We start from the raw sequence: 25,864 nt of genomic DNA, 5'->3' as shown, positions 1-25,864 counted from the left end.
CATTTGTTTAGTGTTTATACTTACAATTCTTTATAGCTCCTGCGGAAGGGACCGGGAAACATTGCGCGAAAGAAAGCCGCAGGTAATTGAAACAATTGCTGACCTAGGCGCCTTACCCCGCTATGCAACAGACCCCGAAGACAACCCTTCGACCCTGGAAAAAGTAAACCTGGGCCGATTTTTGTTTTTTGATCCCATCCTTTCCGGGAGTAAAGACGTATCCTGCGCCACCTGTCATCAGCCCGAGTTCAATTATGCTGAGTTCCTGGAAACTTCCATCGGGGTAAATGGGAGAGGTACTGGGAGCAAGCGACAATTTCTGGATCCCAATGACATTCCGTTTGTAAAAAGAAACTCGCAAAGCATCTTAAACACAGCTTTTAACGGCATAACCAATCACGAAACATACAGGCCTGAACTGGCTCCCATGTTTTGGGACTTACGAGCAAGAGGATTAGAGGCGCAGGCATTGGAGCCGATTAAAACACAAGAAGAAATGCGGGGCAATGCTTACCAGGATCAACAAATCCTGGATGAAATCATCGAGCGGATAAAGAAAATCCCTGCCTATAATGAGCTGTTTTCGAAAGCTTTTCCTGCAGATTCAAAACCAGTCACCCAGGTAAATTTAGCGAAGGCGTTAGCATCCTACGAGCGGACGCTGATTGCCACCAATACCCGGTTTGACCAGTATATGCGTGGTGACAGCAACGCATTGTCGACCAGCGAAAAAGATGGGATGAATGCGTTTTTAGTGACAGGCTGCGCAAAGTGTCACTCGGGTCCCATGTTTTCTGATTATAAGCTGCATACTTTGGGCGTGCCGGACACTGACAACCGGGCAGAAAGTGACGGGGGGATCAATCAGGATTATGCATTCAGGACACCCACACTACGTAACCTGCGCTTTACCGCGCCCTACATGCACAGCGGCAAGTTTACCACCCTGGATCAGGTGTTGTTGTTTTATGAAGATGTGGCAGGAGGAAAGATACTGAACCCGAATGTGAAAGCCGGCAGCATTGATTCGCTCGCCACACACATGGACGTGAATTTCAAAGATATTTCAAGGATCGTCGAATTTTTGAATACGCTCAACGATGATTCCTTTGCCAAAACAATCCCTGCAACTGTACCGAGTGGTTTACCTGTGGTAGGTCTCTGAACACAGAGAGAAGTTAAGCAAAAACATTAACACAAATTAATGTAAAACAATTATAAATTTGGAAGAAGAACAAAAAAGCACAATTCTCTTTACACTGATTTACGGAAATGAAGAATATCACGTCCAGGTCCGGGAAAGGAAATATTTGTCGTTGATGACGTTGATTTCGGATTATGTGAACATTACTGGATTTGGGCTCTGTTGTGGCATGGGGAGCTGCGGAACCTGTATGGTGCAAATAGATGGCCGCTGCACCTTAGCCTGTCAGGTTCCTATTGACGATTGGCTTGCTAATTCAAAAATAACAATTGAGCCTTCCATTGTTTGAACATTAATATTGTACAGTTAATGTGAGTAGGTATACGTTAAATCGTACTGTTGTTTCGTTGACCCGTCCTGAAAGGTGTTGACCGTTTTGTAAATAGTCCTTTTATTTGTTTACTTATTAAAGTTAATCCTGTTTTTGGTTGTCTAAATGGGTTGCCAATAATTTTTTGTAGTAAGTGTTCTTCCATCTACGTTTTAACTTACCCTCCTTCTGATGAGCCTGTTCTGGAACAAGCATATTACAACTCAGGTGCGGACGTTTGAAGTTGTAAAGAAATATGGCTTGCTGAAGTACGGATTGAGCCTGAGCTAGTGAATGAACTTGCTGATGCGCTAAGTACTCATTTTCGTTCACGAGAAGGATAATCTCGGAGTCATATGTTAGCTGACCAGCTTGACGCTTCCAATATTGATAATAGCCTTGTCGCGTGAAGCCAAGCACTTCTTCCAACTGTCGTATTTGAACAGTAGGATAATTCATTAAAATGAATCTGATTGCTTGGTAACGCACTTTTTTTCAATGTCAAGTCCTAATTCCTGTTCTGCAACTTGGATCAGCGTGGAATAGTAAATAGCCTTGAATTTGGCAGCATCCAATTCTTCTTCCAGTAAACTGACTTTAGCCATCAATTCATCAACTTGCGCCGCTGCATCTTTGTCTGCTCTACCAAACTGTGATTTTTTTGAGGTAGATGGAGCTGGCTTTTCGCTAACTGGGTGTTCGTAAGCCTTGTCTTCTACCTTATCTAACCAAGTTTTAACCGTATGACGTGTGACGCTAAATTTGTTCGCTGCCTGAGTAATGTTAAGTTTGCCCTGATGAATCTCAGATACCATTTGAAGCATGGTTTGTCTATGCTGCCGCATACGTAGTTGTTTGAGTTGATCCATAATTTAGTCATTTGTGGTCAACATATTTCAGGACAAGACACGTAAACCTAATCAATGCCTAGTTGCTGTCTGCCACTCTCTGTTATCATTTCAAGGCTCCACTGGGGATCCCATACGAGCGTTACCATGGCTTTTCTATCCGGAAACTGATCTTGCAAAACATTTTCAACTCCATTGGTGATTGCCTCTCCTAATGGGCAATGTGGTGTAGAAAGTGTCATTTTTACTTCAATTGTGTCCGGATGCGATAAATCAATGTTATACACTAAGCCAAGGTCTATGATGTTCACAAAGAGCTCGGGGTCAATGACCCGTTTGAGTGCTTCGATGGCTTTGCTGCTTTGGTCATAATCGATATTATCAGGCTGTATCTGCATGGTTCATGTGCGGTCTATGAAACATTATTTTTACGATGTTGGCGACATATAGTCCTGCGAGCAATATCCACAGAATCGAAGCCAATCTTATGATGAGTGAATTATTAACGACCATGCCCGCAACCAGACTTGCGAGGGCAAATAAATAAATATGAAACTGGTATTTGAGTATCCGTAAATTATATAGATCACTGGGAAGCGGTACTAAGCTCCTCCCTGTTAGTTTTTTGTAATGCTCATTCCAGACAATGAAGGGCAGCGTTTTAAAGGTTTGTCCAAGAATGATGGAAGTAATCCAGCCCAATAGCAATAGCAATCCGTACATTAAGGTCCATTTGGCGCTAATACTGTGATGCGCAACTGGAATGGTCATAAGTGCGGCAATCAGAAAAATGAAGGACACCAGCGTGTGTTTCATTGGTAAATCTATTCGTTTTCGGAGCCTGTTTTTAAACACATCATTCAGGAAATAAAGCCAGGCGATGATGCCCAGGCCGCAGACAAAAGCGTAAAGCATATCCCGGCCTGCATTGTTGTTGAGGTGGTTATCAAAAAGAAACAGGATCAAACCTGCATTCTGTAATATCCATGCAGCCCGCACCCATTTGGTTTTCCTGGATTTGGAAATTAAAAACATCGGCACGAGCTTGACGCTGACACCTGTGATAAGCTGCAAAAACCACCCCGCAAGTCCGGCATGTGCATGAAGTTTCATGACATCCAGGTGATTTCGGCTCATGAAAGGATACCTCAGGTTAACAGCCAGACAAAGCCCTAATGTAACTGTTACCAGCAGCCAAAGCGCCGAACTGATCAAAAACCTTTGATGGATCAAATGATTGTTAGTGCTTTGTGCAGTAAACAGTACGTTTAATGCATAGCAGAAGGTTGCCATAAAGACCAGGGAGCCGCCGGTGATCATAATCCCTCCTGCCTTGAACCACCAGAAAGCCGGAATCAGATGTGCGATACCCGCAGTAAGCAGAATGTACGAAAGGATAGCAAGGCGTTTGCTGTACAGATCGCGCTCGCATAAAACCGGCAGAAGCTCATATGCAGCGCCGAAGATGATCATCGTGCCCCAGCCCAATGCAGCCGTATGGACGACAGCCAGCAGATGCGGGCTGAAATAATGCCGGGTCAAATCCTCTGCTGACAGAAATAACAGTATAGTCAGCACCAGAAAAAACATGGCACCTGTGGCGTAGAAAGGCAGCACGATCCAGGCCGGAGGCGCTTTCCCGATATGAATGTCGTTCATTTCTCTCAGCCGTTTTTATAAATCAAGAGCCGTACTTCGCCTTCTGCCAGGTTAAGAACATGTACGGCAAACTGCGTCTCATTCAGTTCTTCCAACAGGTAAACCGGCACCTTTTTGTGATATACATACAGCGCATCGCTATCGTCGAGGCCGGTCAGGGCATCAAGAATCGTCTGCATGGGAGCGGGCATCAGAAGATGCCTTACGTCGATGCGTTTCACTGCGGGTTCGGGAAAGTTTGCCAGCGCGGCCGCAAAAGACGTTTCATCATCCATGATTAGCGCTTTGCCAAGGGTTTTTTCGACAGAATGGTCTACCTCACAAAAGCGTTTCAAGAACCAGGTGTGATGTTCTGATGGGCCGGTCTGTGCAGTGAATGTGAGCGACTTGCCAGCAAGCAGGCTGATCAGCGGATAGGGGACAAATGAGTTGATGATACACAGGACTTCGCCGTCTGTGAGTGCCCCAAATTTTTTCACAATCGCTTTAAGCGGATCGTCGCCGGATTCCATGACCGGACGAACGTCAAAATCGGAAATTTTATCGTCTGGAATAGTAAGCAGCCACTGCGGTTTTTTTTCGATTTCTTCTTTTTCGTTGACAGCGCCCTCTTGATCAAAGCTGAACCCCAGCGGTATTAATGCCTGCCTGAACATATCAAGGTCACAACCACTTATATTCGCAGCTTCTGACAATGTAATGCGTGAAGCCATTAACTTTCGAAGTAGCGGATTTTTAAGCTTTTCCAATGGCTTTGCAATTGCAGCTATTGCGCCAATGCTGTCAGGATTAGCCAGGATAATCTCCGATAGCTTGGTTTGATTTGTGATTGTGACCATGACATTGTCCGTTTGAGATTTATACCCCAGTGCCAGTCAGCTGCTGCATTTGCAGGGCTTTTGGAAACAGAATATTGTTTTCCAAATGGATATGGTTAAATAAATCGTTTTCAAATTCTTTTAGTTTTTCAAAAAGATAGGTGTACGAATTACATGCGCCCTGCGGCAGCTGATACTGATTGGTTATTTTCCGCAGGCTCCGCAGATCCTCTCCAGCTGATTCGTGTTCCTGCTCCATAAGCGCTATCGCCGAAGCAACCACAGTGTTGTCGCTTATTTCTCCGGTATTTATAGCAGAAGCCAGCTGTTTTATTGCCGGAAACAAAATGGTTTCTTCTTTGTCTAAATGCTGGTAAAGATCTGCAAGAAGTAATTGTACCTGCTCTGAAAGTGTATAGAGTTCCGGTTGGCGGTCCCCGTGGCGGTCGGCTACTTTGTTGGCAAGCCCTTCAATCACCGGGCCGTTTTCGCGGATATAGCTATGATGTACATTGGTGATATAATCGGCCAGAAAACCCGGTTGCCACGCTGCAAAATTCAAGGACTGCTGTGTGGCTGGCAGCTGAGCCGTATCTGCCAGGGCGGCTTCCAATTGCTTCTCGCTGATGTTGGCGGCATGCATCGCCTGTTTTAGTGTCCTTTTACCGCCGCAGCAGAAATCTATTCCCAACTTTTTGAAGGCTTCTGCTTTGCGAATGTCTTTTGAAGCAATTTGCCCGACGTTTTCATCCGCAGGCAGCGATCCTTTTTTTGTGATTTTAACCTGCCAGTGTTTTGGGCCCTCTTGAAGATAACTCCAGGTGAAGATATCACCTCTCTCACCAAGCAGCTGATAATACAGCGGTTTTGGATCGTGGTCATTAAAAATGATAAATGTCTCGCCCGGTTTCAATATATCAAAATGCTGAAAAATCGTGGAATGTTTAAGGCGTGGTTCTATAACAGTTACATCTATGGTTTGAATCGTTTCCATTGTTTTTTAATTAAAGTGTATATTATCTATTTGGGGTAATTAACTGCAAGGCTATTGAAACCTCATAAGTCTTTGTTGTTGAACCTGATGGTGGAAATACTCAATGGTACAGCGATCCAGGTCATCATAATTGCCAGGGCGATCACCATACCAACTTCACTACCGAAAAAGCTTTGGAAAACAGCTCCGGTGTAACCCATCATGGCCGATACATCAATTCTAAGAAGAATGAGCACTCTGCTCAGGTCGATCGGATTCAGGAACGAAAGTGCAACCATTCCTTTTTCAATGGGGTAGTCAGAAAATTGGAAAAGTAAGAACAGGACAAGCGTATCAAATAGCATCGAAAAATAAAGCCATAGCAATATTGCTGTACCAATACCTTTTGCTTTGTCCCTAATTTTGACTGAAGCCAGCATGGCAATGGCTGCAAACACAATAGAAAGCAATACGCCACAACCAAGCATGATCGCGCCTGTCATCGACCAGGCATAGAGCAGGATTACGATACCGGCCCCGGCAAAAAATGCAAGGCTCAGCGAAACGGCCAGTCCAGCGAACATGCTCAGCCATATTGATTTTCTTTGAAGCGGCTGGCTCACCAATAATTCGATAAATTCGTTGCTGTTGTATATATAGATAGTAGAAAATATAATGCTGACCAATGGAACGATAAACAGGATGATGTTCAAAAGGCTGAGAATCCCTTTGGCAGGATTGTCTTCTATACTGAAAACGGAGAATGAAATCACCAGCAGCACCACTGTATAAGCGATCATGATCCGGCTGCGGAGGATGTCCGCAATGATATATTTTACAAGCTTCTTCATCAGTTCTTTAATTCGGATGTATTTACGCTCGCAGCCTGCAAACCGTCACTTTCGTCTTGTTGGCGCATCACCCGGGCAATGGCCCTTGAGAGCTTTTCTTCTCCAGTATCTTTTCGGAGCGCGTGCAAACTTTTTTGAAACAGCATGCGGCCGTCCTGCATGTAGATGACCTCTGTGATCAGATCATCCAGCTCGCTCAGAATATGAGAGGTGATAATCACCAGCTTGTTTTTTTCTTTTTCAACGAGTATTTTTTCCCGCAGTATTTCCGACGAGACCGGATCCAGACCGGCAGAAGGTTCATCCATAATAAGCGCCTGTGAACCGAACATAAAGGCCAGGCAGGCACTTACTTTCTGGCGTGTTCCACCAGATAATGTCCCCATCCGTTTGTCGAGCAGCTTATTTATTCCAAATGATTTTATGAGGTCTTCGTCCAGAAGGTTTTCTGGTATTTTTCGAATGTCCTTCATCATGCCAAGAACTTGCCCGATGCTCATATTCTCGGGATAGCGGCCCATTTGTGGCATGTAACCAATGTCGCTGCGGTAGTTGTAGTCATTAGCTATGCTCTTGCCCTTAAACGTAATTGTGCCACTGTCTGGAATAACCATCCCAAGTATCGACTTGATAATGGTTGTTTTGCCGCTTCCGTTAGGGCCGATGAGCGCAATGCACTCGCCTTTGTTGCAGGAAAAAGAAACGTCGGTGAGCACTTTAAATCTGCCAAACTGCTTGGATATATTTTGTAGGGAGATCATAAGTTCAGCGGTTTCATAACAGGCATGGTGTCTTTGAGCTGCTCAGGAGTCATGCCGGGGATCATTTTTTCTGTACGGTCCAGCAGGCTCACCATAAAACTTCTGAACAATATCATAGCCGGAGGATACCGCTCGACGATCATTGAAAAAAGGCTAACGGGACGGTAAGGCACATCGCCGACTCCGTCTTTGTTCAGGTCATATCCTTCATATTTGTCCCAGTAATTGTTGTCAAAGTTGTTGAGTACCAATGAACTGTTTGTAGCAACGTCAAATGTGTTTGCCCGGAAATTATTTTTTTCAATATGGTTGTCCATGCAGCTGGCCTGTATTTTCAAAGCCCAGCCGTTTGCGTTGAACCGATTGTTATTAATGCGGATACGGGAAGCGCCTTCCATAAAGATCGCGGTTGTATTACCTGAAAATAGATTATCCTCAATATGGCTGTCAGAGATTTCTTTTAACAAAATACCGTAGGCTGAATCCCCCCAGTTGTCTTTGAAAATATTGTTTTTCATATTGACATGATTGGTGTACATCACAGCCACCCCGGCGCCATTGCTGCTAAATGTGTTGTGTGTGTAGTTGTTATGGTGGGCAAACATGAAATGAAGCCCATAGCGCAGGTTTCCGTGGCTGGTGTTATTCTCTACATTGCTGTTGGTTGTGAATTCGAGATACATGCCATCGCGATGACCCTGAATGTGGTTGCCATAAATGGTCAGGCTATCGCTTTTCCAGCTATGAATGCCGTTTCCAATCAGATGCTCAGCTTTTCCATACGCCTTGAGCCGGTTATTTTTTATCAAGCAATGCCTTGACTGCTGCAGGTAAATTCCAAAAAAGTTGTCTTCCAGAACATTCCCCGTTACACTTACATGATGGGTGTTGTAAATCCGGATACCGGCGATGTCTTGCATGGACGACTGGCCCGATGCTTTTATCACAAATCCTTCAACAGTAACATGAGGGGATTTTACCGATATGATCTCGTATTTTTTTTGCCCGCTCAGTACCGGTTTTTCTATGCCTTTCAACACCAGCGGCTTGTCGATGATGATATTTCCTTCCTGATACAAACCTTTGTCGACCAGTATTGTATCTCCTGCCAACGCCATGCGGATTGCCTGCCGGATACTTTTTACAGACTGTGTTTTTCCAACCCGGATCGTCCGGGCAGAAAGCTCCATCACAGTTGCGGCAGGCAGCCAGAGACAGGCGAGTAAGGATATAATTCTAAGGATTTTTGGCATGGTTTTCGGGCGACATTATTTTAGAAGCTCCTCCCATTTTAGTTGTGTCCCTGGAAATTTTTCCTGTGCCTGGCTAAGATCATCCGGGGTTTTGAAACCGGCCAGATTTCCTCCCATAGGGCTTCGGAACGCTTCGCTGTGCAGAATGAACAAGTCTTTTGCCGCTAATAGTTGTCCGTTGTTATGAAAGTCGGCAAGATAAAAAGCCGCTACATCCGTCTTGCTGACAGTACCATCCTCCACATAGGCTAGCATACATTTGAGATCATCGAATTTATAGGCCCTTCCTTTTTTGGTAACAAGCTCGCACCCGAACCGAAGGTCGCTGATCGTCATTTTGCAGTGGCTGCAGGCATCTATACCACTCTGGATGGGCTGTGCTCCCTTGACCCCGCACGACTGGGCTGCCGTAATTCCAACAGAAAGCATGGCCAGTGTAACCATGAGTCGGCTAGATGCTGTTACTGAAATTTTCCTTCTGCTGGTCTGCCATTCACGGAACATACAGCAGGCTGCTATTATACCTGCCAGGATAAATATCCAGCCACCTGCTGCGGGGATGGAATAGGCGCCAAAGTTTAATAACTGCTTAAAACCGATCAGCGGAGGTTGGTAAGACATGCCGGGCACAATTATGGCGGCTTCCGGGTTTAAATTATGGCCGTAATCATATTCCCATTTCCAGAAATCTACCATCGCAAGAATACCGAAAAGAGCAAACAGACCTAGTACGGTATAGCCAGCAAACCGTTTTCCCCATATCCCGGCAGCGATAAATACAAACGCAAAAAAGATGATAAGATAGGGCAGGATAGTGAACTCGGCAAAATCATCGGTATGCAGCGTTTTCATACCAATATAATGGTTTAATCCATTGATGATGTCCACATTACCGGCCAGCTTGTCGCTATAAATTAATAGTTCCAGACCCTCCGGATACTGGGGCGCATCGAGTTGTATGCGCCAGATAGGAAAGTAATTGACGAGTAACAATGCAATGCCACATAAGATGAGCAGCAGACGGTTAATGCCAAGCATACTGTTATTTTTCATGATTGCCGCGGTTGATGTTCAGTTGATTGCAGCCCCTTCGCCCGGGACCATTTAACATCAACTTTTAACTCTTATGTTAAATAAACTTGTCCTGCCGCTTCCGGGGCTGCTGTGAACCTTGTCTTTATTCTGCGGGCATATTAGTGCCGGTGTTGCCTATCAAAGCCACCTTGCTTCCTGCCGGCGACACTCTTACATAACCGGACATTTCCTGGTGAAGCGCGCTGCAGAAGTCTGTACAATAGATCGGGAAAATACCCACACGGTCCGGTACCCATTTCAGGGTTTGGGTCTCCCCGGGCATTACCAGCAGTTCACCGTTATTAGCGCCTTTTACAGCAAATCCATGCGGAACATCCCAGTCCTGTTCCAGGTTAGTGAGGTGAAAATAAACCTCGTCGCCGATGCGTACCCCTTCGATGTTGTCCGGTGTCAGGTGGGAACGGATCGCCGTCATGTACACATGTACTTTGTTTTTGTCGCGTACTACCTTGGTTTGAGCCTCTCCTTTACTAGCATATGGATGCTTGTTTTCCTCCAGTTTAAATATCTTGATCGATTGATCTTTTATTTTATCCGCTCGGATCGCCTGGGCATAATGCGGCTCACCTATGGTAGGGAAATCCAGGATCAACTTCATTTTATCTCCGGAAATATCAAATAGCTGGGCACTTTGCGCCAGTTCAGGTCCGGTAGGTAAATAGCGGTCTTTGGTGATTTTGTTGTAAGCGATCAAATATTTTCCGTCTGGTTTTTTTGAATCCCCCCCAGGGATCATCAGGTGACCAGGAGAATAGTAAACCGGTTGACGGTCAATAATTTTCAGGTCTTTAATGTTCCATTTAACAATTTCAGAAGATACGAACATCGTTGTGATCGCATTTCCTCTCCCGTCAAATTCCGTATGTAAGGGTCCCAGTCCCGGTTTTTGCACCTCACCGTATAAGGCGGCTTCATATTTAATGACAGGTATTCCGCTGTAATCACCCTCAAAGGATTTGCTTTCAATTGCCTTGATCATTTTACTGAATGAGAAAACAGGAATCAGCGCGGCGAGTTTTCCGCTGCTTACCATGTATTCTCCTGTCGGGTCTATATCAATGCCGTGAGGTGATTTTGGACAAGGAATAAAGTAGCACAGATCTTTCAATTCTTTCGAGTTCAATACAATCACTTCATTCTTGAATTCCGAGCTCGAAGTGTGGCTCACTTCGCTGTATTTGTTGTGGGCATATTTTACCTTTACTTTTTTGCCTTTTCCGGCTTTCAGGTATTCTTCCGCTTTTTTCCAGTTCACCGCCATGATAAAATCTTTATCGTTTTTCGAGGCATTTACTTCCAGCAGCGTGTTGGCCTGTTCGGTATTATAACATGAAAAGAAAAACCATCCGTGTGATGGGCCTTTTCCCGCTCTGCTCAAATCAAAATTCACACCCGGTGTTTCGATCTGGAAAGCAATATCCATGTTTCCATCCTTCTGGTCTACACTCACAAAGCTCAGGGTTCCTTTGAAGTTTTTCTTGTAGGTATTAATGGGCACGTCCCCGTCTGCGTCGTCGAGCGGCACACTGAAGCGGGTTCCGGCCACCACGTATTCTGTATTTTCGGTGATAAATGGAGAAGAGTGGTTCCCGCCGCTGTTGGGCAATTCCAATATCTCAGCCGTACGGAAAGTTTTAAGGTCAATGCGGGCGAGTCGGGGCGTATTGTTGCCGTTCACAAATACCCAGCGTCCATCATTTTCGCCATTGGTTTTAGACAGCTGAACATGGTGCAAATCATCCCAGGGAATACTACCATGTGAGGTATTGAGCATCGGCTTAGTTTCCTCACTGAATCCCCAGCCTTTCTCGGGATCCTGGGAAAATACCGGGATTACCCGTAACAAGCGGCCTGACGGGATACCATATACGGAAAGCTGCCCGCTAAAACCGCCTGAAACAAAATTGTAGAATTCATCGTACTTGCCTGGTGCAACATAGGTTTTGGCAGCAGCGTCGCCACTGATGGCTGTGTCAGCACTTTTAGGTTTGCAGGATTGTATGCCACCTGCCAGCAAAGTGACTGAGACAGCACCCATTAAATATTTTAACGTTTTCATAAAATTGGAGTTAATCGGAAAATGAAGAGGTTATTGAACGCCGTCGTTCTGCCGCATGAATTCGAGAATATGCCGTGCGTCATCGTCGGACAAACTCTGATTGGGCATCCGCACCAGACATAGTTCAAGTTGTGCCTGCACCTTGGGATCTTTGTCGATCATCGCATCGGGGCTGGTTATAAAATTCATGATCCATTCGGGCTTATGCCTGGTACTTACTCCTTTCCAGCCAGGTCCAACCAGTTTCTCATCTGTTAGTTTATGACAGCTGGAACACTTAAGGTCAAATACCTCCTTACCAACTCCAGCCATTTTCGTATCAAGCTTTTCTGATATTTCAACCTTGTCAAACTTGCCTTCACCACGTTCAGGGTCATAATCAGAAGTCTTGGGCGTTTCTTCCGTACTTGCCGTTTCGCCGGTTTTTTCAGTATTCTGGCTGCATCCATATAACATTAGTACAGAGAGCAGCAGCAACAACGATTTTTTCATTTTTTTAACTTTTGGTGAAAGTACAAATGTCAATAAAGCCTCTCAGACAACTAAGAACTGACTATGGCTCAAATGTACAGGCCTAAAAGCCCTCATTTTATGCGTACACGCATAAACAGGTATTGCGAAGTCAAAAGGAAAGTCCATTTGTTGTAGCGGGCTTGTTTTCAGTCAGTTGGGTGCTGCATTGTAATTAGTGATATATGTCATTATTATTCATGGTGACGGTCATGTCTTTGGCCCACAGATGACGGTAAGTTTGGCACCATATTCATCATCCCGTAATTATGATTGAGACCGATCTATTACTTGTTTACGGAGCTGTTTACAAGAAAGTTTACGAGGACGAGGTCATTTTCACGGAAGGAGAAAATTGTCTCTTTTATCATCAGCTAGTAGAAGGCAGGATAGGTTGGTCCAACTTCAATGAAGACGGAAGCGAGATCCTTCAGGGAGTCGTCTGGCCGGGAGAATGTTTCGGTGAACTGCCCTTGTTCGATCAGCAGCCATACGCGTGTACAGCTACCGCACTTACCGAATGCCTGATTATCAGAATTCCGCTGCCCGAATTCAACAGTTTGTTATGCGAGCATGCCGAAGTAAGGCAGGCACTCAACCGAATGTTTGCTCAAAAATTGCGCTTCAAGTTATTTCTGACCCACCAACTTGCCGGCCACTCGCCCGAGCGGATCGTCGATGAGGTGTTTAAGTATCTTCACCTGCATACCAATAACGTATGCGGCGAATGCAATAAGTTAATGTTAACAAGACAGCAGGTTGCCAATCTGACGGGTATGCGGGTAGAGACTGTCATAAGGGCTACGAAAATTCTCGAGAATAAGGGTAAGTTAAGGATAGTTAGGGGCAAAATATTTCTACCTGCATGTCTTGAAACCGACAATATTCAAGGATACTGCTGTTCAAGTTTATGAAACAGATGACAATCCGAGGTTGGACCCGTATCGCTATATTCAATTTGCTCATAGTGGCGTGCCTGGGTCTTTTGATGCGCCTGAAAATATTATTGCCCTTACCCTGGCTCGACCAGCGATTCGCGCTGCATGCTCATTCTCATTTCGCCTTTTCCGGATGGATATCCCACGTTCTAATGCTGTCTGTTGCGGTGCTGGTATCGGACCGCACCTTTAGTAGAATGCTTCCTGTGCGGTATAACCGTTTGCTGGCTTTTAATCTTTTTTGTTCCTATGGTATGCTGGTCAGTTTCCTGATTCAGGGATACGCCGCTATCTCCATTACTTTTTCAGCTTTATCTATACTGGTCGGTTTTATTTTCTACAGGCTCTGTCAGACAGACATCAGCGTTTATGGGCGAAAGCAGGTTTGGTACAAGTATATCCATGTGGCACTGATTTTCAATATGATGTCCTGCTTGGGAACGTTTCTGCTTGCCTGGACCATGGCTACCCAGCCAGGAAATACAATACTCAGGCTAGCATCTTCATATTTTTACCTTCATTTTCAATACAACGGTTGGTTCTTTTTTGGCATCATGGGGTTGTTTCATCAATGGCTTTACCAGCAAAAGATCAGCCTGCCTAATGCTTTAATCCAATTCCGCCTGTTTGCAATTTCGTGTGTGCCAACCTACCTTCTTTCAATTAACTGGATGGCATTTCCCGCTGCCCTGCATGTGCTGACTATTCTGACAGCCTTGATGCAGTTTGTTGTATTCAGCATTTTTGTAAGCGCTTTATGGAAACGAAAGGATAATATAGCAAGGAGCCTTTCGCCTGTTATGCGATGGGGTTTGTTAGCCGTTGCAATGGCTAGTGTTATAAAATTCGGACTTCAAACAGCATCATCTCTGCCGACTGTTGCCCACTTTGCGTTCGGTTTGCGGCCCGTTGTGATCGCCTATCTTCATTTGGTTTTATTAGGCATTATCAGTCTTTTTTTAATCTGCTGGCTTTACATGAACAAAGCCTTGAAAACAACCCGCGTAACAGCATTTGGAATTATCATTTTCGTTTCAGGAATCATCTTCAATGAATTTTTTCTCCTTGTCCAGGGGATAAGTTCTTTATCGGATACCTACATCAGCGGTATGCCGCAGGCCCTGGCTGTCGCCGCTTTGATTTTAGTGACCGGTATAGTGGTTATTTTACGAGAGAACATTATTCCTGTTGCAAAGAGCTCTTAATGCCGGACTGTCAAGCTAACCCCTCCCAGACAATTGGATTGAGGGAACTCTATTGATCGGAATGCCACGGACATTTCAAGGCAAAAAACAAAACCACCCTTCCATCAAAAAGTGTTTGTTCCGCAGGTATAACCATCTTTCAAGCTATTTTGTAACCACTACTAGCGTTTTAAAAATTCGGTGGTTAAAATGAAATATAACACGCATCTCGTTTATAGGCAATGCGTAACCAGGGACGCCAGTTTGGTACGGTTTACTGTTGCTTGTTCACGATAAATCGTACTCTCAAAGTTTGGCAGTTAGAGAAAATTTTGCCATTTATCAAAACAAGTATCTGGATTATAATATTAGAGACAATACTGGTCTAACCATTTTAAAAAGCCGACGCCTTCTCCCAGCCTTTATCAATTTGCATTTTGAGTGACAGACTTGTAAATTTTATGGTAAATGAAATGCACAATACGCTTCAATGACATTTCCATACTCAGCATTGTTTGCTGTTCTGCCTGAGTCAGCTGCAAAGCCTCGTTTGAACCAAACGAGTTCTAATGATTAACCGTAAACCTCTAAGCTCCCGAATAAGTATCTATCTGCCCATTATACCTCCAGTGATAGGCATCAAGACCAAGAGACCATTTCCTAACCCATGCACCAAATAGGAAGCCCAACTACTACCCGTTTTCTGAGCTGCATAACTCACACTCAAAGCGGTAGGGATTAGATAGACCAAATACCATGGATAAATAGGTAAATGAAACAATGTCCATAAAAATCCATGGATCAGCCAACTCCATCGACCGTACACTATCTGTTGACGAGGCAATAAATAGCCTCGAAACCAGAGTTCTTCCCCTAATAAGTTGAATACGAGTAGAAACAGCGCATAACTCACCAACAGCCACCATTGACCCGCTAGAGGTACGCCCATAAACTGGGTGAGTGAGTTTGCTTTAGGGGTGAGCGGATTAAGGACATCGGGCAGAAAAGAGGGGGGGCGGAAAGCCGACAAGCGAGCAATTGCCTGCGCGCTAGGAATTAGCAAGCCTGTAAGCAGAAAGCCAATCACAAACAGACCTATGGCCCAGCCCCAAGCTTTGGGGGTTAGGGCTTGAAACCGGAGTCGTTGCTGAAAGGTAACCCGGTTTAGGGGGTAGCCATCCCGCCAGAGGGCTAGTAGTGTAGCTCCCATCAATGCCGTGAGGGCTAGCGAGTAACTGCCTATGAATGCCCAATAGGGACTAACCCCCGTGTTGAGTAAGTAGGGCATAAGTCCATACACGCAGACGCGAAATGCCAGGGCTGAGAGCCCGAAATAGAGTAAGCTAAGCGGCAGCGCGATGGGTTTAATGACTGGCCATTGGGGTGGTATATCAATAGTAGCTTTCATTGGCGAGGCTGAGTAAAGGCAAGTAAAGTTACTAAAATGCGCTATCTTCTCATGCTCAATTCGGATGAAGTAGGCTCTAATGTGTAGACAAAATTGGTTTCAACATGCATGCCGTCTTCGGCAGCCACCATCGCTAGCTTGCTGTACCGCGAAAGCACTTCTGCCAGTCTGCTTTCGTGATCAGCAGAAAGATGCTGGACTACAATGTAAGCGATTCCATCCAGGTATGTGTTTTCAAAAAGGTAAGTAGCTCATATAGGCCTCCAGCAGATGCGCCAATTGCAACTATATGGTGAGGATCAATTGGGTTCATATGGATCAAGGAACATGCGTTTGGACTTGCTATCACTTTGTGTGTAACATTTTTACCCGCCAGGCCGGGGCAGTATCCTAAACGGGAAAGGAATTGCCTGACTCTACTATTTAGTATCAATATAAAAGCAAAATAGAAAGTTAATTACCGCTTAAACAAATTGCGATCTGATTTTCTGCCAAGATAGCTGTTGTAGGTAGCATATTTGGGTAACAGAATATTAAGTGATAATTATCTGGCAAAACCTCTTTTCCTGAACATAGGTCATATAAACGACATTGGCCCGGAACACTTATCGGACATTGACCTTTTTTTAGGACTGTAAGGAATATAAGAGCAATCAATCGTATATATTGCCATAGCTATCTTAATAAAGTAGCTTTATTATTCAGATGCTTTGCTTTAACAATACATTCTAGCCCATGTACAAACTCATTTTATTTTTGGTAATAGCCATAGCGTGCACAAATGCTAAGAAGGCATCATTTGACCCGTTTGATTATGATCCTCAGGCCTATGAGGAAGTCAAATTGAACTACGAGATCAAAGGTAAAGGAGACACCACGCTATTTTTCATTCATGGATGGAATTTGGATCATACTTTTTGGCAAAACCAAGAGGCTGAATTCTCTTCTTCTTATCGTCTGGTATTGTTAGACCTGGCAGGTTGCGGATTGTCTGGGAAAAGCCGCAAGAACTGGACTGTAGAAAGCTTTGCCAGAGATATTACAAATGTCATTAACAAAGAACAATTGAGAAACGTAATATTGGTTGCACATTCGATGGGTGGAGAAATTGCGTTGGATGTTGCTGCTGCTAATCCTCAAAAGGTAATTGGCATTATTGGAGTAGATAACCTTAAGAATGTTGGTATGACCATTACAAAAAAAGATCGGGATGGCATACAACCTTACATAAAGGAGTTTTTATCTAATTATTCGAAAATGGCAGAAGGCATGGCCAGGGAGTTTACCGTTTCAAAAGACAGTGCTATCATTGACAGGCTGGTAAATAGTTACAAAAATGCTGACCCTTCTATTGCTGTCCCGTCGCTAATGAACCTGTACCCTAAAGCTGCGGAAGCAAAAAATAAATTACCGACCATGCCATTTGCCATGAAATTTATTATGTGCACCAATACACCCTATGATGAAAAGGCTCTTAGTAAATACTGTAAGAATGGCTACCGGATAGTTAGGATTGACAGCTCAGGTCACTTCCCGATGATCGAGAGGCCTAAGCAATTTAATCAAGCATTGACTCAGCTTTTGAAACCATAAACTATAGAACCCACCGACCATTATCACCGCTGCTTCTGATCATATCCAACAGATTTCCGTTTAAACAAAAATTACATTGAGTTCACTTAACATAGCCTAAGGTCACCTGCTTTTTTCACCTTTACTTGTTAGCAACGTCAGGACGCTTACCCGTAAACGCAAAATAATTACCACAGCAAACTATTATCATGAAGCATGCAATCGCATTTTTATCTGAGTAGGGGAATGATATCCTGGATTTTACCAAGCGGGGAGCAGAAACGGCGACAACACACTTTATTGTAACGGCCATCATCTTGACCAAGGATGAGTTGCCAATCGCCAACGTATACTAAGAGCCACGCACGACGGCACTTTACATCGGGGTCAACCGATTCTGAGCTGACAGGAAACAATCACTAAAAGAGAAAAAAGTAGTGGAATAATGGTAGAAAAGGGCTCCGTTACAAAGAATCGTTCTACAAGTTCCTGCACAACTGGCCGACCGGGAGCTCTTCTGCCTGCTACCCGACCGGACGCCGCGCGGCATGGATTTCGTCCAGGGTGCGCTTTTCAACGGAGAACGATTTAGGGTGTTAACCGTAGCGGCCGCCGCGCGGCCGATAATTGGGTTAAATTAAAAGATAGAACGGCAGCGGCCGCCCCCAAAAGAACCTCGTGTTTCGTGTATCAAAATTGATCGGGCCGATATCACCTTTATTGAAATCTCAGCGCCATCTTTGAAGATTTCATCGAGACTTTTCCAGTATAATTGTGAAGATAGTACCACAAAAACACTTACACAAAGTTAATATTTTGAAAAAATGGGCTATTCGAGCTTTCTTGTGAGGGTGACAGTACTTTATGTCATCAGTCTGCCAATAGTATTTTGCGCTGATGTTTTACCGTCTAACTGAAAAACTTTACCTGTCAATATGAGTTTTTGAGTTCGTTCTGTCCAACCTAAACTTATATGTTCAGTTGAAATTTCTTTGGGCGTCCCGACAAACATTAATTCACAGCCTTCAAACTGGCACTTGGCGAAGAAGCGGGTTTCGAAGCACTAAACCGTCTACCCGTACTAAAGTTGATACCAGGTAGAATGTTCAATTAACCACTGAACCCGATTTTTTGTAAAACCCCTGCTGGTGGCTAGTGTTCAATCTATCCTTTATTATTTGTTAAAGACAGTTTTGTTAAACTACTGCTACATTACTAAAAATTGTATCCAAAATGCAACCCTGGCTCAGGCGTCCATTTTGGCCACTTGTCATCTTTTTGTTTAAACCCATCAGGCATCTCAGTGTAATAAGGACGGCCAGCAATACCAAGTGATGGCTCTATAAAAAACTTATCCTTAAAGAGTTTAATGTGATAGCCAACGCGATAAGTGTTGAATATAATGAAGCCATTTCCCACCTTATTACCGTTTTCATTCGTAAATGTTTGCCACATAGGCATTCCGTGTACAGCTGCATAAAGACCTTTCCAAAAATACCTTTGATAAGCAAGACCAATACCATATTCTCTTATATTACCAGGAAATTTCTCTTCAGGGGTTCCGTATGCATCATTATAAAAAGGGTTAATACCAAGCGGCCAGGAATGTTTCCAAGTGATTAGTTCAAGGGAAATTACATCTTTTCCTGTAATACGATAGCCTACATTGAGTTGAGCAAAGCCGGGCGGGTTTACCTTATCTAAATTACCTAATAAAAACAAAGTACTTCCAACAAACCACCGTTTGTACGTACTGTCTGTTTTAGCATATTGAGCATTCACCTTTAAAATGCTTGTTAAAACTAAAAAAAGTCCGATCCATAAAATTTTCTTTTGCATGTCCTTTTTGAGTACTGTTAAACGATGCTGCAAAAGTAGATTGGCAACAGACTTAAAATCGTTAACTTAGGTTAAGAAATGAAGTTGCTCTTTGCTTTTCCCCAAAATTCTTGCTTTTAACCTACTCAGTGATTCTGGTTTTATACCTAAAAAACTCGCTAATTGGTGTTGTGGCACACGTTGAATAAGGTCTGGTCTATTTTGCAGTAAGTTCAGGTATCGTTGTTCAGGGGAAGAAATCTTAAACTCGTCAAAATTAATTTGCTGTTTGGCTAAAAGTTCTTCTGACAATACTCCACACATTACTTGAAATTTAGGAAATTTAGCATTTACCTCAACTCCCATACCTGGGTTTGTAACAGTTAATATGCTATCCTCAAGACAACTTATAAAATAGTCAGAAGGAGCATTATTCATTACACAATGAGGTACTAGTCCTTCCATTTCTGTAAAAAAGGCGGTAGTTTTTTCTTCACCATCTATGATGTAATATTTCCGTATGCACCCTTTTAGAACAAAATATTCTTCCTCCGATTTCTGTCCTTTTTTAAGTAGAATAGTCCCCTTCTTAATAGAGCGGAATAAGTCTAACGAACGTATAGCATTCTTCTCATCTTCTGTTAGGGAAATGTATTTTGCTATAAAGTCAAATAGTATGTCCTGCATTATTTTTGTGTGTTGTTATGTTACTGTCTTCTGTTACACTTGCCACTAACAAGGGCATTTTTACTGACCACTCAGTCGCTCATTTATCGACGCTGTTGCACTCGCCCTGCGATACGATCCGAATACCCGCAGCCTCGGCCATACAGGCGTTGCCGTAGGTTTTATTATTGCATCCGCACACCGGGTCGTACTGCTTCGTACAGCCATAATTGGCATCGACTTTTTCAGTGCAGTCCGTTTCAATACTGGTTTGCTCACAGCCAAAAAGGACTACCACGAGTAAGGATACAAATAAAGTTTTCATCGGTTAACCGGAGTTCGTGTTTAATGATTGGAGGATACCAGTAAAGGGGTATTGGTTGTAAATGGTCAGAAATTTTCTGTCATGACTACTCCACTTCATCGGATACCCACCCGCAGACTTCCCCCGCCGATCCGATCTCCAGGTTCTCCTGCGTGAGGGGGCCAAGGGGATTTTTCAGGTAGGGTTCAACGGCTACCACCGTCCGGCGGCTCAGTGTCCGCTCAATGCCTATTGACAGGTTTAGTAAACGACCCCAATACACCCCGCCAAACCATATGAGTAAGCAGCCACGAGAGCAGAAAGATAGCGTACCTGACGGACATGGGTTAGGCGGAAACGCTACGTTTTCGGACCAGCCAATGCGCTACCAGCAGGTTCGGCACCCAGCTTAACCAAGCTACAATTCGGTAGGCGGTAACAAAATCGCCAAAAGTTACCATGAGTAAAGGCATCCATAGCCGGAGTGTAACGGCACCGAAACAGGCAGCGTAGCTGTACATCATCAGCGTTCGATGCCTGTTAACCTGCCCCTTTCGGATGGCTCGGTAGCTCAGCAAGGTTGTGCTTAACCAGATGCTTCCGAGCAGCAGAAAGCCCGAAGCAGCAATCGGGCCACCGGTTGCCACCCAGCCAATACCCAGCCCGGCTATTGCCGACAGGATCACCGCCCCAACGTAGATGGTACCGACGTAGCGGTGCAGTCGTCGGTAACGATTTCGTAAGCCCCCATGAAACTGCGGCCAGCCCGTGAGCAAAGCCAATCCGCCGAAGCTGATATGGGTATAAAATCCCAGCGTCCAGAGTGCATTTTTCAGCAACAGGTCCGGCTTCAGGCGCAGGAGATTTACCGGCTTGTCGGCCAGCCAGTAGACAAGGGGAAGAAAAGCCACCAGGGTAGCCAATCCACAGGCCAGGATGTATAAGCTCTTGCGCATCATGGTGTATTTGGTTTTTGTTGAAGAGTTAAAAAACGGGGATTGTGTTGTAACGGCTGTCAGGAAAGCTGCATGGCGCAAACTTACACGGTTCGTTCGCCCAACTTCTTGACGTTGGTTAAGAAACGCAGTATTGCTATTTGACGAACGGCGTTACGTATTGCCGGTCAAAATCGCCGATTGATGCCCAGTTGTGCATATAACGGCAACAAAGGCGAGGTTTTGAAATCCTGTTGCAGCAACCGGCCCGCCCGCAGTGTAAGATCCGTTTTACGGAGCGATACGCCCCCCTGTAAACCGTACTGAAAATTGCCACCGGTCGGAATATACCAGCCACTTCGCAGCCCGGCTGTTTGGTCCACGACCGATGCTGCGTGTTGCACGTGCGTGACAATAGCTTTGTCGAAGCCCGCTTCGCCTGCGATGAACCAGCCGGGTTTACAGTAGCCTACAATGCCCCCAAACTCGCCACCAAAGTTGAGCAGTCGCGCCCCGGGGTTCTCGAACCTTCGAAACACACCATTGACCTTGAGCGTAGCCGACAGATTGCCGACCCGTAAAACCTCGACTTGTAGGCCCATTCTGACCTTGAAATCATCGAGCAGCTTGTGCCCCGACGGTATCGATGCGTCCATCGTCAGAGCTATTGGAACCCGGGTATTGAGCCGGTGGGCGTAAGCTGCCCCGTAAGTAAGGCCATAGTCGAGGCCTGCGTTGAGCGTAGCCATACGCTGTTGGGCTTCAAACGAGCGCCAGTTGATGACCTGTGCCTTTGCCAGCTTGGCTAAGGCCATGAAAAAGAGTAGTGTAATCAGGAAATGGCGCATTTCAGGGCTTGTTAAGGGTCTCTAGATAAGTGAGGGCAATGGGATAAAAACTAGCCCAACCTATTGGAAAGGAAAGCATATTGTGCCCGGCCTCGTCGATACGGAGCAGTTGCACAGTTGGGTAGGCCGACGATACATGCTGGGCGTGGGCCAGTCCGTAGGCCCTGTTATTTGCGCTATACACAAATAGGACGCGTGTTTTGTACTGTTTCAGGTTGGTGGTCCAATCGATGTTCTGCTTCTCGGCGAGTTCAAACAATGCCTGGTTGACAATAGCCCCATGTCGCCACGAAGGCATTGGTCCTTCGTCGCCGGTCGGGGCATCGTTTGCACCCTCGGTCTTGCTTTGAAGTGCTAAGCGATAGTCGAGAATCTCGTGGTTGTTTTCTCGGCCCGTGAAGAACTGATCGGCGTACATGACGTCGCTGAACGTCTCGCTGTTTAGCTTCCACGACCGCGCCCGTTTCACATAATCCAGGATGTCGGCGTAGACCAACCCGCCCGGCTCGGCCAGAATAGCCCCGCTGATTTTGGTCGGATTAGCATTGATGTACGCCGACGCGAGCATGGCTCCCCACGAATGCCCAAGCAGGAAAACCTTTTGCGAGGCCGACGTTCGGTAGTGGGCAATTACGGCCCCCAAGTCCTCTTCCATGATGTCGATCCGGTACGTTGCCTTGTCATGTCGTTTCGACAGGCCCGACCCGCGTTGGTCATAGAAGATTACGTAATAGCCTTCCCTGGCGAAGGCCTGGGCGTTGAGCAAATAGCGGTAATCGCTGCCGGGTCCGCCGTGCAGCACCACCAGCATGGGGTCGGTTGGATTGCCGAACGTTTCGGCGTGGAGGTGCGTACCATTGACCCGAATCGAAGGCGTTGTGGCATCCTGATCGACGGTTTTCGGCACCAATGCGCCTGGCAGCGACGGGTCTTCTGTTTGGCAGGCCGACAGCAGCAATCCGACTGTCAGCAGGCTGAGTAATGTTGTTTTAAACGGCATAAGTGTATTGAAGTAAGTGAGCCATTGAGCAGCTCAGGGGCAAACTTCATGACACTTGCGCCCCGAATCGTCGCAGCTTGTAAGGTGGGACTTACTCAACTGCTTTGGCCTGATGCCAATAGGCGGAGGGGAGTTGCCCGGTCAGTTTTTTAAATTGCCGATTGAATGTTGATTTGGAGTTGAAGCCACATTCGTAGGCCAGGGCCAACAGGGTCAGGTGACTGTTTTTGGGTTCTGCGGCCAGTTGTTTGAACGCTTCGATACGTAACAAGGCCACATAGTCGGCGAAGGTCATCCCCAACCGTTCGTTGATAACCTGTGAGAGGTAGTTGGGGTGTACGTCGAGCCGATATGCCAGATTTGCGAGCGTCAAGTCGGGATCGCGGTAAGCCCCCTCGAGCGCCATCAGGTCCGTCAACTGATTGAGTAGGCTGGTTGCCGCTTCATCGGTCAGGCCCGACCGGGCATATTTTTGGCGGTCATGTGTATCCGGTTCGTCGGCCGGCATCGTTGGGAGTAAAACTAAAGTCGGCGGGGCAACTGACAAGGGCTGAAGGACTAGCTCAACTCGAGGCCATTCGGTGAAGATGTTGCCTTGCCGGATGCCGAAGTAGCCCAGCCACAGCACAAAAGCCACTACCGCCCCAAATACGAATTGATCGTCGGTCAGCACCTGCACAACCATCCAGATGAAGCCCATGCCAATGAGCAACCCCTGTATCCAGTTCGGGTGAATGGGTGGCTGCCCGAACGAAGGCACGACAACACGTGACCGATACTTTCGCAGAAACCAACCTGAGGCAATTAGATAGAGTACGCCTGAACATAAATACCAGCCGTTAGACACGGCAGCGAACGTCTCATATCCGATACCATTGTGGGCATAGACATACGTTTTTTCAAGCCCCGACCGCAAAAAGAACGGAATCATGTAGGCATAAGTCGTTGCGGTGGGCAACAAATGCAGCAGCCAGGCTCGTTTCCGAAAGTCGATTTGTCCTGTCAGTGCGCCTACATACAAGTACAGCGATACGTTCTGTAAAGAGGGTATGGGCATGTCAAGCCCCAGCAGGTGTGTGTGCCAAACGGGTTTGGTTATCCAGTTGACGTAGTAGAGCGAAATATGGACGCCAATAAGCAACAGCCAAATGCCCAGCACGGTGTCGGCCGTAGTCCGATGGCTTTTGGTGAGGGCAATGACCGATAGAAAAAGCGCGATACTAATACCAACGACGTAAAACATACTTCTGACATTTATTTTAAGGACACTTTATGACAGTTCAACCCCCATGTACTGATTCAAAAGTAATGACGACGCGGGAGGCTTTAGTGTATGATTAAAAAAGGGCCGGGAGGGATTATTGTTTTTTATACAACTTCATGGCCAGGGCTGCAATGTCTCTGGTAAGTTGCGTTGGCGAATGACAGTCGCAATTACTCAATCCCACCACATGTATGTCGTCAAACTAACTTGGACAACAGCTTAGATAGAAGTCATAAAAATACAATGGATATGGGTATGTCAGCGGTCCAAGACAATCCCTTATATCGGTGGCTGGGATTCATCGTAGGTATTGTCAACAAAAATGGTAGTATATAACAACCAAGTTCAATCCTCAGTGACTAACCCATTAAGACGCAATCTTCATGTTAGGGTTTACTTTTAAAAAGCGAGATTTCAATGAATGTCAGCTGATCAACACTGATCTGGAAATTACGATCCTTGCCCTCAAAGAGCAGGAAGGAAAAGATAGGGTGATTTGGGGAAGTTTATCGCTTGCCCAGTCTCAATTGACGATGGATTAATTGATGAGTTCCGATTATGGATCGTGCCCAATTTGCTTAGGTCATGCAGACTAATGTTTTCAACATTGGAAGGTTAGGAACTGAACTTGAAGCTGATGTCACCCAAAAGTTATTCATCGGGCATTACCTTATTAACATATAAACCGGTACAATGATTTAGCAAGAAAAAGCCTTACGTGAAAGTCGTGACGGTTTTTCTCCCTTTCTTTAATTCAACCCTATGCTGCTGAATTGGTCCAACACTTAAGAGAAAACACCTGATCAAGTGGGACGAAAAATATCTGAGCATCTGGATCAATGAACGTTTTGAGCTGTCATGGACAGTGGATGCGGTCAATTTTGGGGCGCTCAAGTGTAATCCATTCCATAATACTAGGTTAAGGGCTTAAAGATTTCCCAATGATGACCATAAGGATCTACCAGATGGCCCAATCTATACCCATAGTCTTGGTCTGCGACAGGATAGATAACTACTGCGCCAACTTCTACGGCAAATGCAAATAACTGGTCCGGATCTTCGACCCGCAATCCGATGCGCACAGGTGTGCCATGCAATTTTTCCGGACTGAAATGCTTATGCTCTTCCGATTCATCTGCAACAACAAACCTTGCGCCCATGATTGCCATTTCGGCAACCACTGATCCATCCGTATCAGTGTTGGACATAAGAACAGTGGCACCAAATGCCTTCTGATAAAAGGCAATGGCATCTGGACAATTTCTTACGGTAAGTGTGGGGACAATGACTGCCGTATAAGGACTATGTTGATAAATGTTCATAAAGTCTTTTTACTGCAATAGTATGTTAAAAAGTTTAAAAACAGTGAACCCTCATACTAGTCAAACAAATGGATATCGGATCAATACCGGATACCAAACAACTTTCATTTTGTAACCGCTAGGAACTGTCTATCTATTCGGTGGTGGCTGTTGCAGAACTCGAACAAAAACAACTCCATTTTCTTCCAAAACAGCTTGACTTTTTGTAACTTCAGGAATGCAAGGAAGAAAAAACTACACGGAAAAACTGTTCACCAGCTTTCA

At 45.3% G+C, this 25,864-nt stretch carries 27 protein-coding genes; 6 read left to right on the top strand and 21 right to left on the bottom strand.

The features are described 5' to 3' along the window. Positions 1-10: 10 nt before the first annotated feature. The gene (locus tag ABIO93_RS18030; protein WP_348070122.1) at positions 11-1,165 is read left to right on the top strand and encodes a cytochrome-c peroxidase; all 1,155 of its coding nucleotides are present in this window, start codon (positions 11-13) and stop codon (positions 1,163-1,165) included. A 58-nt stretch (positions 1,166-1,223) separates the two neighbouring features. After that, the gene (locus ABIO93_RS18025) at positions 1,224-1,493 is read left to right on the top strand and encodes a 2Fe-2S iron-sulfur cluster-binding protein (protein WP_348070120.1); all 270 of its coding nucleotides are present in this window, start codon (positions 1,224-1,226) and stop codon (positions 1,491-1,493) included. A gap of 123 nt (positions 1,494-1,616) precedes the next feature. Here the strand turns inward: ABIO93_RS18025 and ABIO93_RS18020 are convergent, their stop codons facing one another. From ABIO93_RS18020 to ABIO93_RS17965, 12 genes are all read right to left on the bottom strand, one after another. Then, positions 1,617-1,973, bottom strand: coding sequence for an integrase core domain-containing protein (locus ABIO93_RS18020; RefSeq protein ID WP_348070119.1), 357 nt, complete (start codon positions 1,971-1,973; stop codon positions 1,617-1,619). After that, on the bottom strand, positions 1,973-2,383 hold the full coding sequence (locus tag ABIO93_RS18015) for a hypothetical protein (protein ID WP_348070117.1): 411 nt from the start codon (positions 2,381-2,383) through the stop codon (positions 1,973-1,975). The genes ABIO93_RS18020 and ABIO93_RS18015 overlap by 1 nt, the downstream gene beginning before the upstream one ends. 47 nt (positions 2,384-2,430) lie before the next feature. After that, positions 2,431-2,760 carry a metal-sulfur cluster assembly factor gene (locus ABIO93_RS18010; protein ID WP_348070115.1) on the bottom strand — a complete coding sequence of 110 codons (330 nt, stop codon included), beginning with the start codon at positions 2,758-2,760 and terminating at the stop codon, positions 2,431-2,433. Then, positions 2,744-4,021, bottom strand: coding sequence for a hypothetical protein (locus ABIO93_RS18005; protein ID WP_348070114.1), 1,278 nt, complete (start codon positions 4,019-4,021; stop codon positions 2,744-2,746). The genes ABIO93_RS18010 and ABIO93_RS18005 overlap by 17 nt, the downstream gene beginning before the upstream one ends. Before the next feature lie 5 nt (positions 4,022-4,026). Beyond that, positions 4,027-4,860 carry a DUF2249 domain-containing protein gene (locus ABIO93_RS18000; protein ID WP_348070112.1) on the bottom strand — a complete coding sequence of 278 codons (834 nt, stop codon included), beginning with the start codon at positions 4,858-4,860 and terminating at the stop codon, positions 4,027-4,029. 19 nt (positions 4,861-4,879) lie between these two features. Next, complete coding sequence (gene ric, locus ABIO93_RS17995) at positions 4,880-5,833, bottom strand: iron-sulfur cluster repair di-iron protein (RefSeq protein ID WP_348070110.1); 954 nt, start codon at positions 5,831-5,833, stop codon at positions 4,880-4,882. Between the two features lie 62 nt (positions 5,834-5,895). Continuing rightward, positions 5,896-6,663 (bottom strand): ABC transporter permease subunit, encoded by a 768-nt coding sequence (locus ABIO93_RS17990; protein WP_348070109.1) that lies wholly within the window; start codon positions 6,661-6,663, stop codon positions 5,896-5,898. Beyond that, complete coding sequence (locus ABIO93_RS17985; RefSeq protein WP_348070107.1) at positions 6,663-7,424, bottom strand: ABC transporter ATP-binding protein; 762 nt, start codon at positions 7,422-7,424, stop codon at positions 6,663-6,665. Before ABIO93_RS17985 ends, ABIO93_RS17990 begins: the two co-directional genes overlap by 1 nt. Continuing rightward, positions 7,421-8,677, bottom strand: a complete 1,257-nt coding sequence (locus tag ABIO93_RS17980) for a nitrous oxide reductase family maturation protein NosD (RefSeq protein WP_348070105.1) — start codon at positions 8,675-8,677, stop codon at positions 7,421-7,423. The genes ABIO93_RS17985 and ABIO93_RS17980 overlap by 4 nt, the downstream gene beginning before the upstream one ends. 15 nt (positions 8,678-8,692) lie before the next feature. Then, positions 8,693-9,730, bottom strand: coding sequence for a nitrous oxide reductase accessory protein NosL (locus ABIO93_RS17975; protein ID WP_348070104.1), 1,038 nt, complete (start codon positions 9,728-9,730; stop codon positions 8,693-8,695). A gap of 124 nt (positions 9,731-9,854) precedes the next feature. Beyond that, complete coding sequence (gene nosZ / locus ABIO93_RS17970) at positions 9,855-11,831, bottom strand: Sec-dependent nitrous-oxide reductase (RefSeq protein WP_348070102.1); 1,977 nt, start codon at positions 11,829-11,831, stop codon at positions 9,855-9,857. A gap of 30 nt (positions 11,832-11,861) precedes the next feature. Then, entirely contained in the window at positions 11,862-12,323 is a 462-nt protein-coding gene (locus ABIO93_RS17965) for a c-type cytochrome (RefSeq protein ID WP_348070100.1), read from the bottom strand. Between the two features lie 287 nt (positions 12,324-12,610). Between ABIO93_RS17965 and ABIO93_RS17960 the strand changes: the two genes are divergently transcribed. After that, positions 12,611-13,255 (top strand): Crp/Fnr family transcriptional regulator, encoded by a 645-nt coding sequence (locus ABIO93_RS17960; protein WP_348070098.1) that lies wholly within the window; start codon positions 12,611-12,613, stop codon positions 13,253-13,255. Further along, positions 13,252-14,484, top strand: coding sequence for a hypothetical protein (locus ABIO93_RS17955; RefSeq protein ID WP_348070097.1), 1,233 nt, complete (start codon positions 13,252-13,254; stop codon positions 14,482-14,484). The genes ABIO93_RS17960 and ABIO93_RS17955 overlap by 4 nt, the downstream gene beginning before the upstream one ends. A gap of 1,428 nt (positions 14,485-15,912) precedes the next feature. On the opposite strand, the gene ABIO93_RS17950 is transcribed toward ABIO93_RS17955, so the two are convergent. Then, positions 15,913-16,029, bottom strand: coding sequence for a hypothetical protein (locus tag ABIO93_RS17950; protein ID WP_348070095.1), 117 nt, complete (start codon positions 16,027-16,029; stop codon positions 15,913-15,915). 577 nt (positions 16,030-16,606) lie between these two features. On the opposite strand from ABIO93_RS17950, the gene ABIO93_RS17945 reads away from it, so the two are divergent. Further along, positions 16,607-17,464, top strand: a complete 858-nt coding sequence (locus tag ABIO93_RS17945; RefSeq protein WP_348070093.1) for an alpha/beta hydrolase — start codon at positions 16,607-16,609, stop codon at positions 17,462-17,464. A 1,194-nt stretch (positions 17,465-18,658) separates the two neighbouring features. On the opposite strand, the gene ABIO93_RS17940 is transcribed toward ABIO93_RS17945, so the two are convergent. The 7 genes from ABIO93_RS17940 to ABIO93_RS17910 all read right to left on the bottom strand — a co-directional run bounded on the left by ABIO93_RS17940 (position 18,659) and on the right by ABIO93_RS17910 (position 24,257). Continuing rightward, entirely contained in the window at positions 18,659-19,282 is a 624-nt protein-coding gene (locus ABIO93_RS17940) for a hypothetical protein (RefSeq protein ID WP_348070092.1), read from the bottom strand. A gap of 66 nt (positions 19,283-19,348) precedes the next feature. After that, positions 19,349-19,948 carry a cyclic nucleotide-binding domain-containing protein gene (locus ABIO93_RS17935; protein ID WP_348070090.1) on the bottom strand — a complete coding sequence of 200 codons (600 nt, stop codon included), beginning with the start codon at positions 19,946-19,948 and terminating at the stop codon, positions 19,349-19,351. Positions 19,949-20,027: 79 nt separating this feature from the next. Then, positions 20,028-20,252: a Kazal-type serine protease inhibitor gene (locus ABIO93_RS17930; protein ID WP_348070088.1), complete on the bottom strand. Its 225-nt coding sequence runs from the start codon at positions 20,250-20,252 to the stop codon at positions 20,028-20,030. Positions 20,253-20,578: 326 nt separating this feature from the next. Beyond that, the gene (locus tag ABIO93_RS17925) at positions 20,579-21,190 is read right to left on the bottom strand and encodes a DUF2306 domain-containing protein (RefSeq protein ID WP_348070087.1); all 612 of its coding nucleotides are present in this window, start codon (positions 21,188-21,190) and stop codon (positions 20,579-20,581) included. A gap of 164 nt (positions 21,191-21,354) precedes the next feature. After that, positions 21,355-22,014 carry a hypothetical protein gene (locus ABIO93_RS17920; protein ID WP_348070085.1) on the bottom strand — a complete coding sequence of 220 codons (660 nt, stop codon included), beginning with the start codon at positions 22,012-22,014 and terminating at the stop codon, positions 21,355-21,357. A gap of 1 nt (position 22,015) precedes the next feature. Continuing rightward, positions 22,016-23,014, bottom strand: a complete 999-nt coding sequence (locus tag ABIO93_RS17915) for an alpha/beta hydrolase (RefSeq protein WP_348070083.1) — start codon at positions 23,012-23,014, stop codon at positions 22,016-22,018. 91 nt (positions 23,015-23,105) lie between these two features. Further along, complete coding sequence (locus tag ABIO93_RS17910; RefSeq protein ID WP_348070082.1) at positions 23,106-24,257, bottom strand: helix-turn-helix domain-containing protein; 1,152 nt, start codon at positions 24,255-24,257, stop codon at positions 23,106-23,108. Between the two features lie 404 nt (positions 24,258-24,661). Between ABIO93_RS17910 and ABIO93_RS17905 the strand changes: the two genes are divergently transcribed. Beyond that, positions 24,662-24,820: a hypothetical protein gene (locus ABIO93_RS17905; RefSeq protein ID WP_348070080.1), complete on the top strand. Its 159-nt coding sequence runs from the start codon at positions 24,662-24,664 to the stop codon at positions 24,818-24,820. Between the two features lie 372 nt (positions 24,821-25,192). Here ABIO93_RS17905 and ABIO93_RS17900 read toward each other — a convergent pair whose 3' ends face one another. Further along, the gene (locus ABIO93_RS17900) at positions 25,193-25,600 is read right to left on the bottom strand and encodes a VOC family protein (RefSeq protein WP_348070078.1); all 408 of its coding nucleotides are present in this window, start codon (positions 25,598-25,600) and stop codon (positions 25,193-25,195) included. Positions 25,601-25,864 lie beyond the last annotated feature (264 nt).

The sequence above is a fragment of the Dyadobacter sp. genome (assembly GCF_039919315.1).
In the GTDB taxonomy this organism is placed as follows: domain Bacteria; phylum Bacteroidota; class Bacteroidia; order Cytophagales; family Spirosomataceae; genus Dyadobacter.
This window is presented reverse-complemented; position numbering and strand designations above follow the sequence as displayed.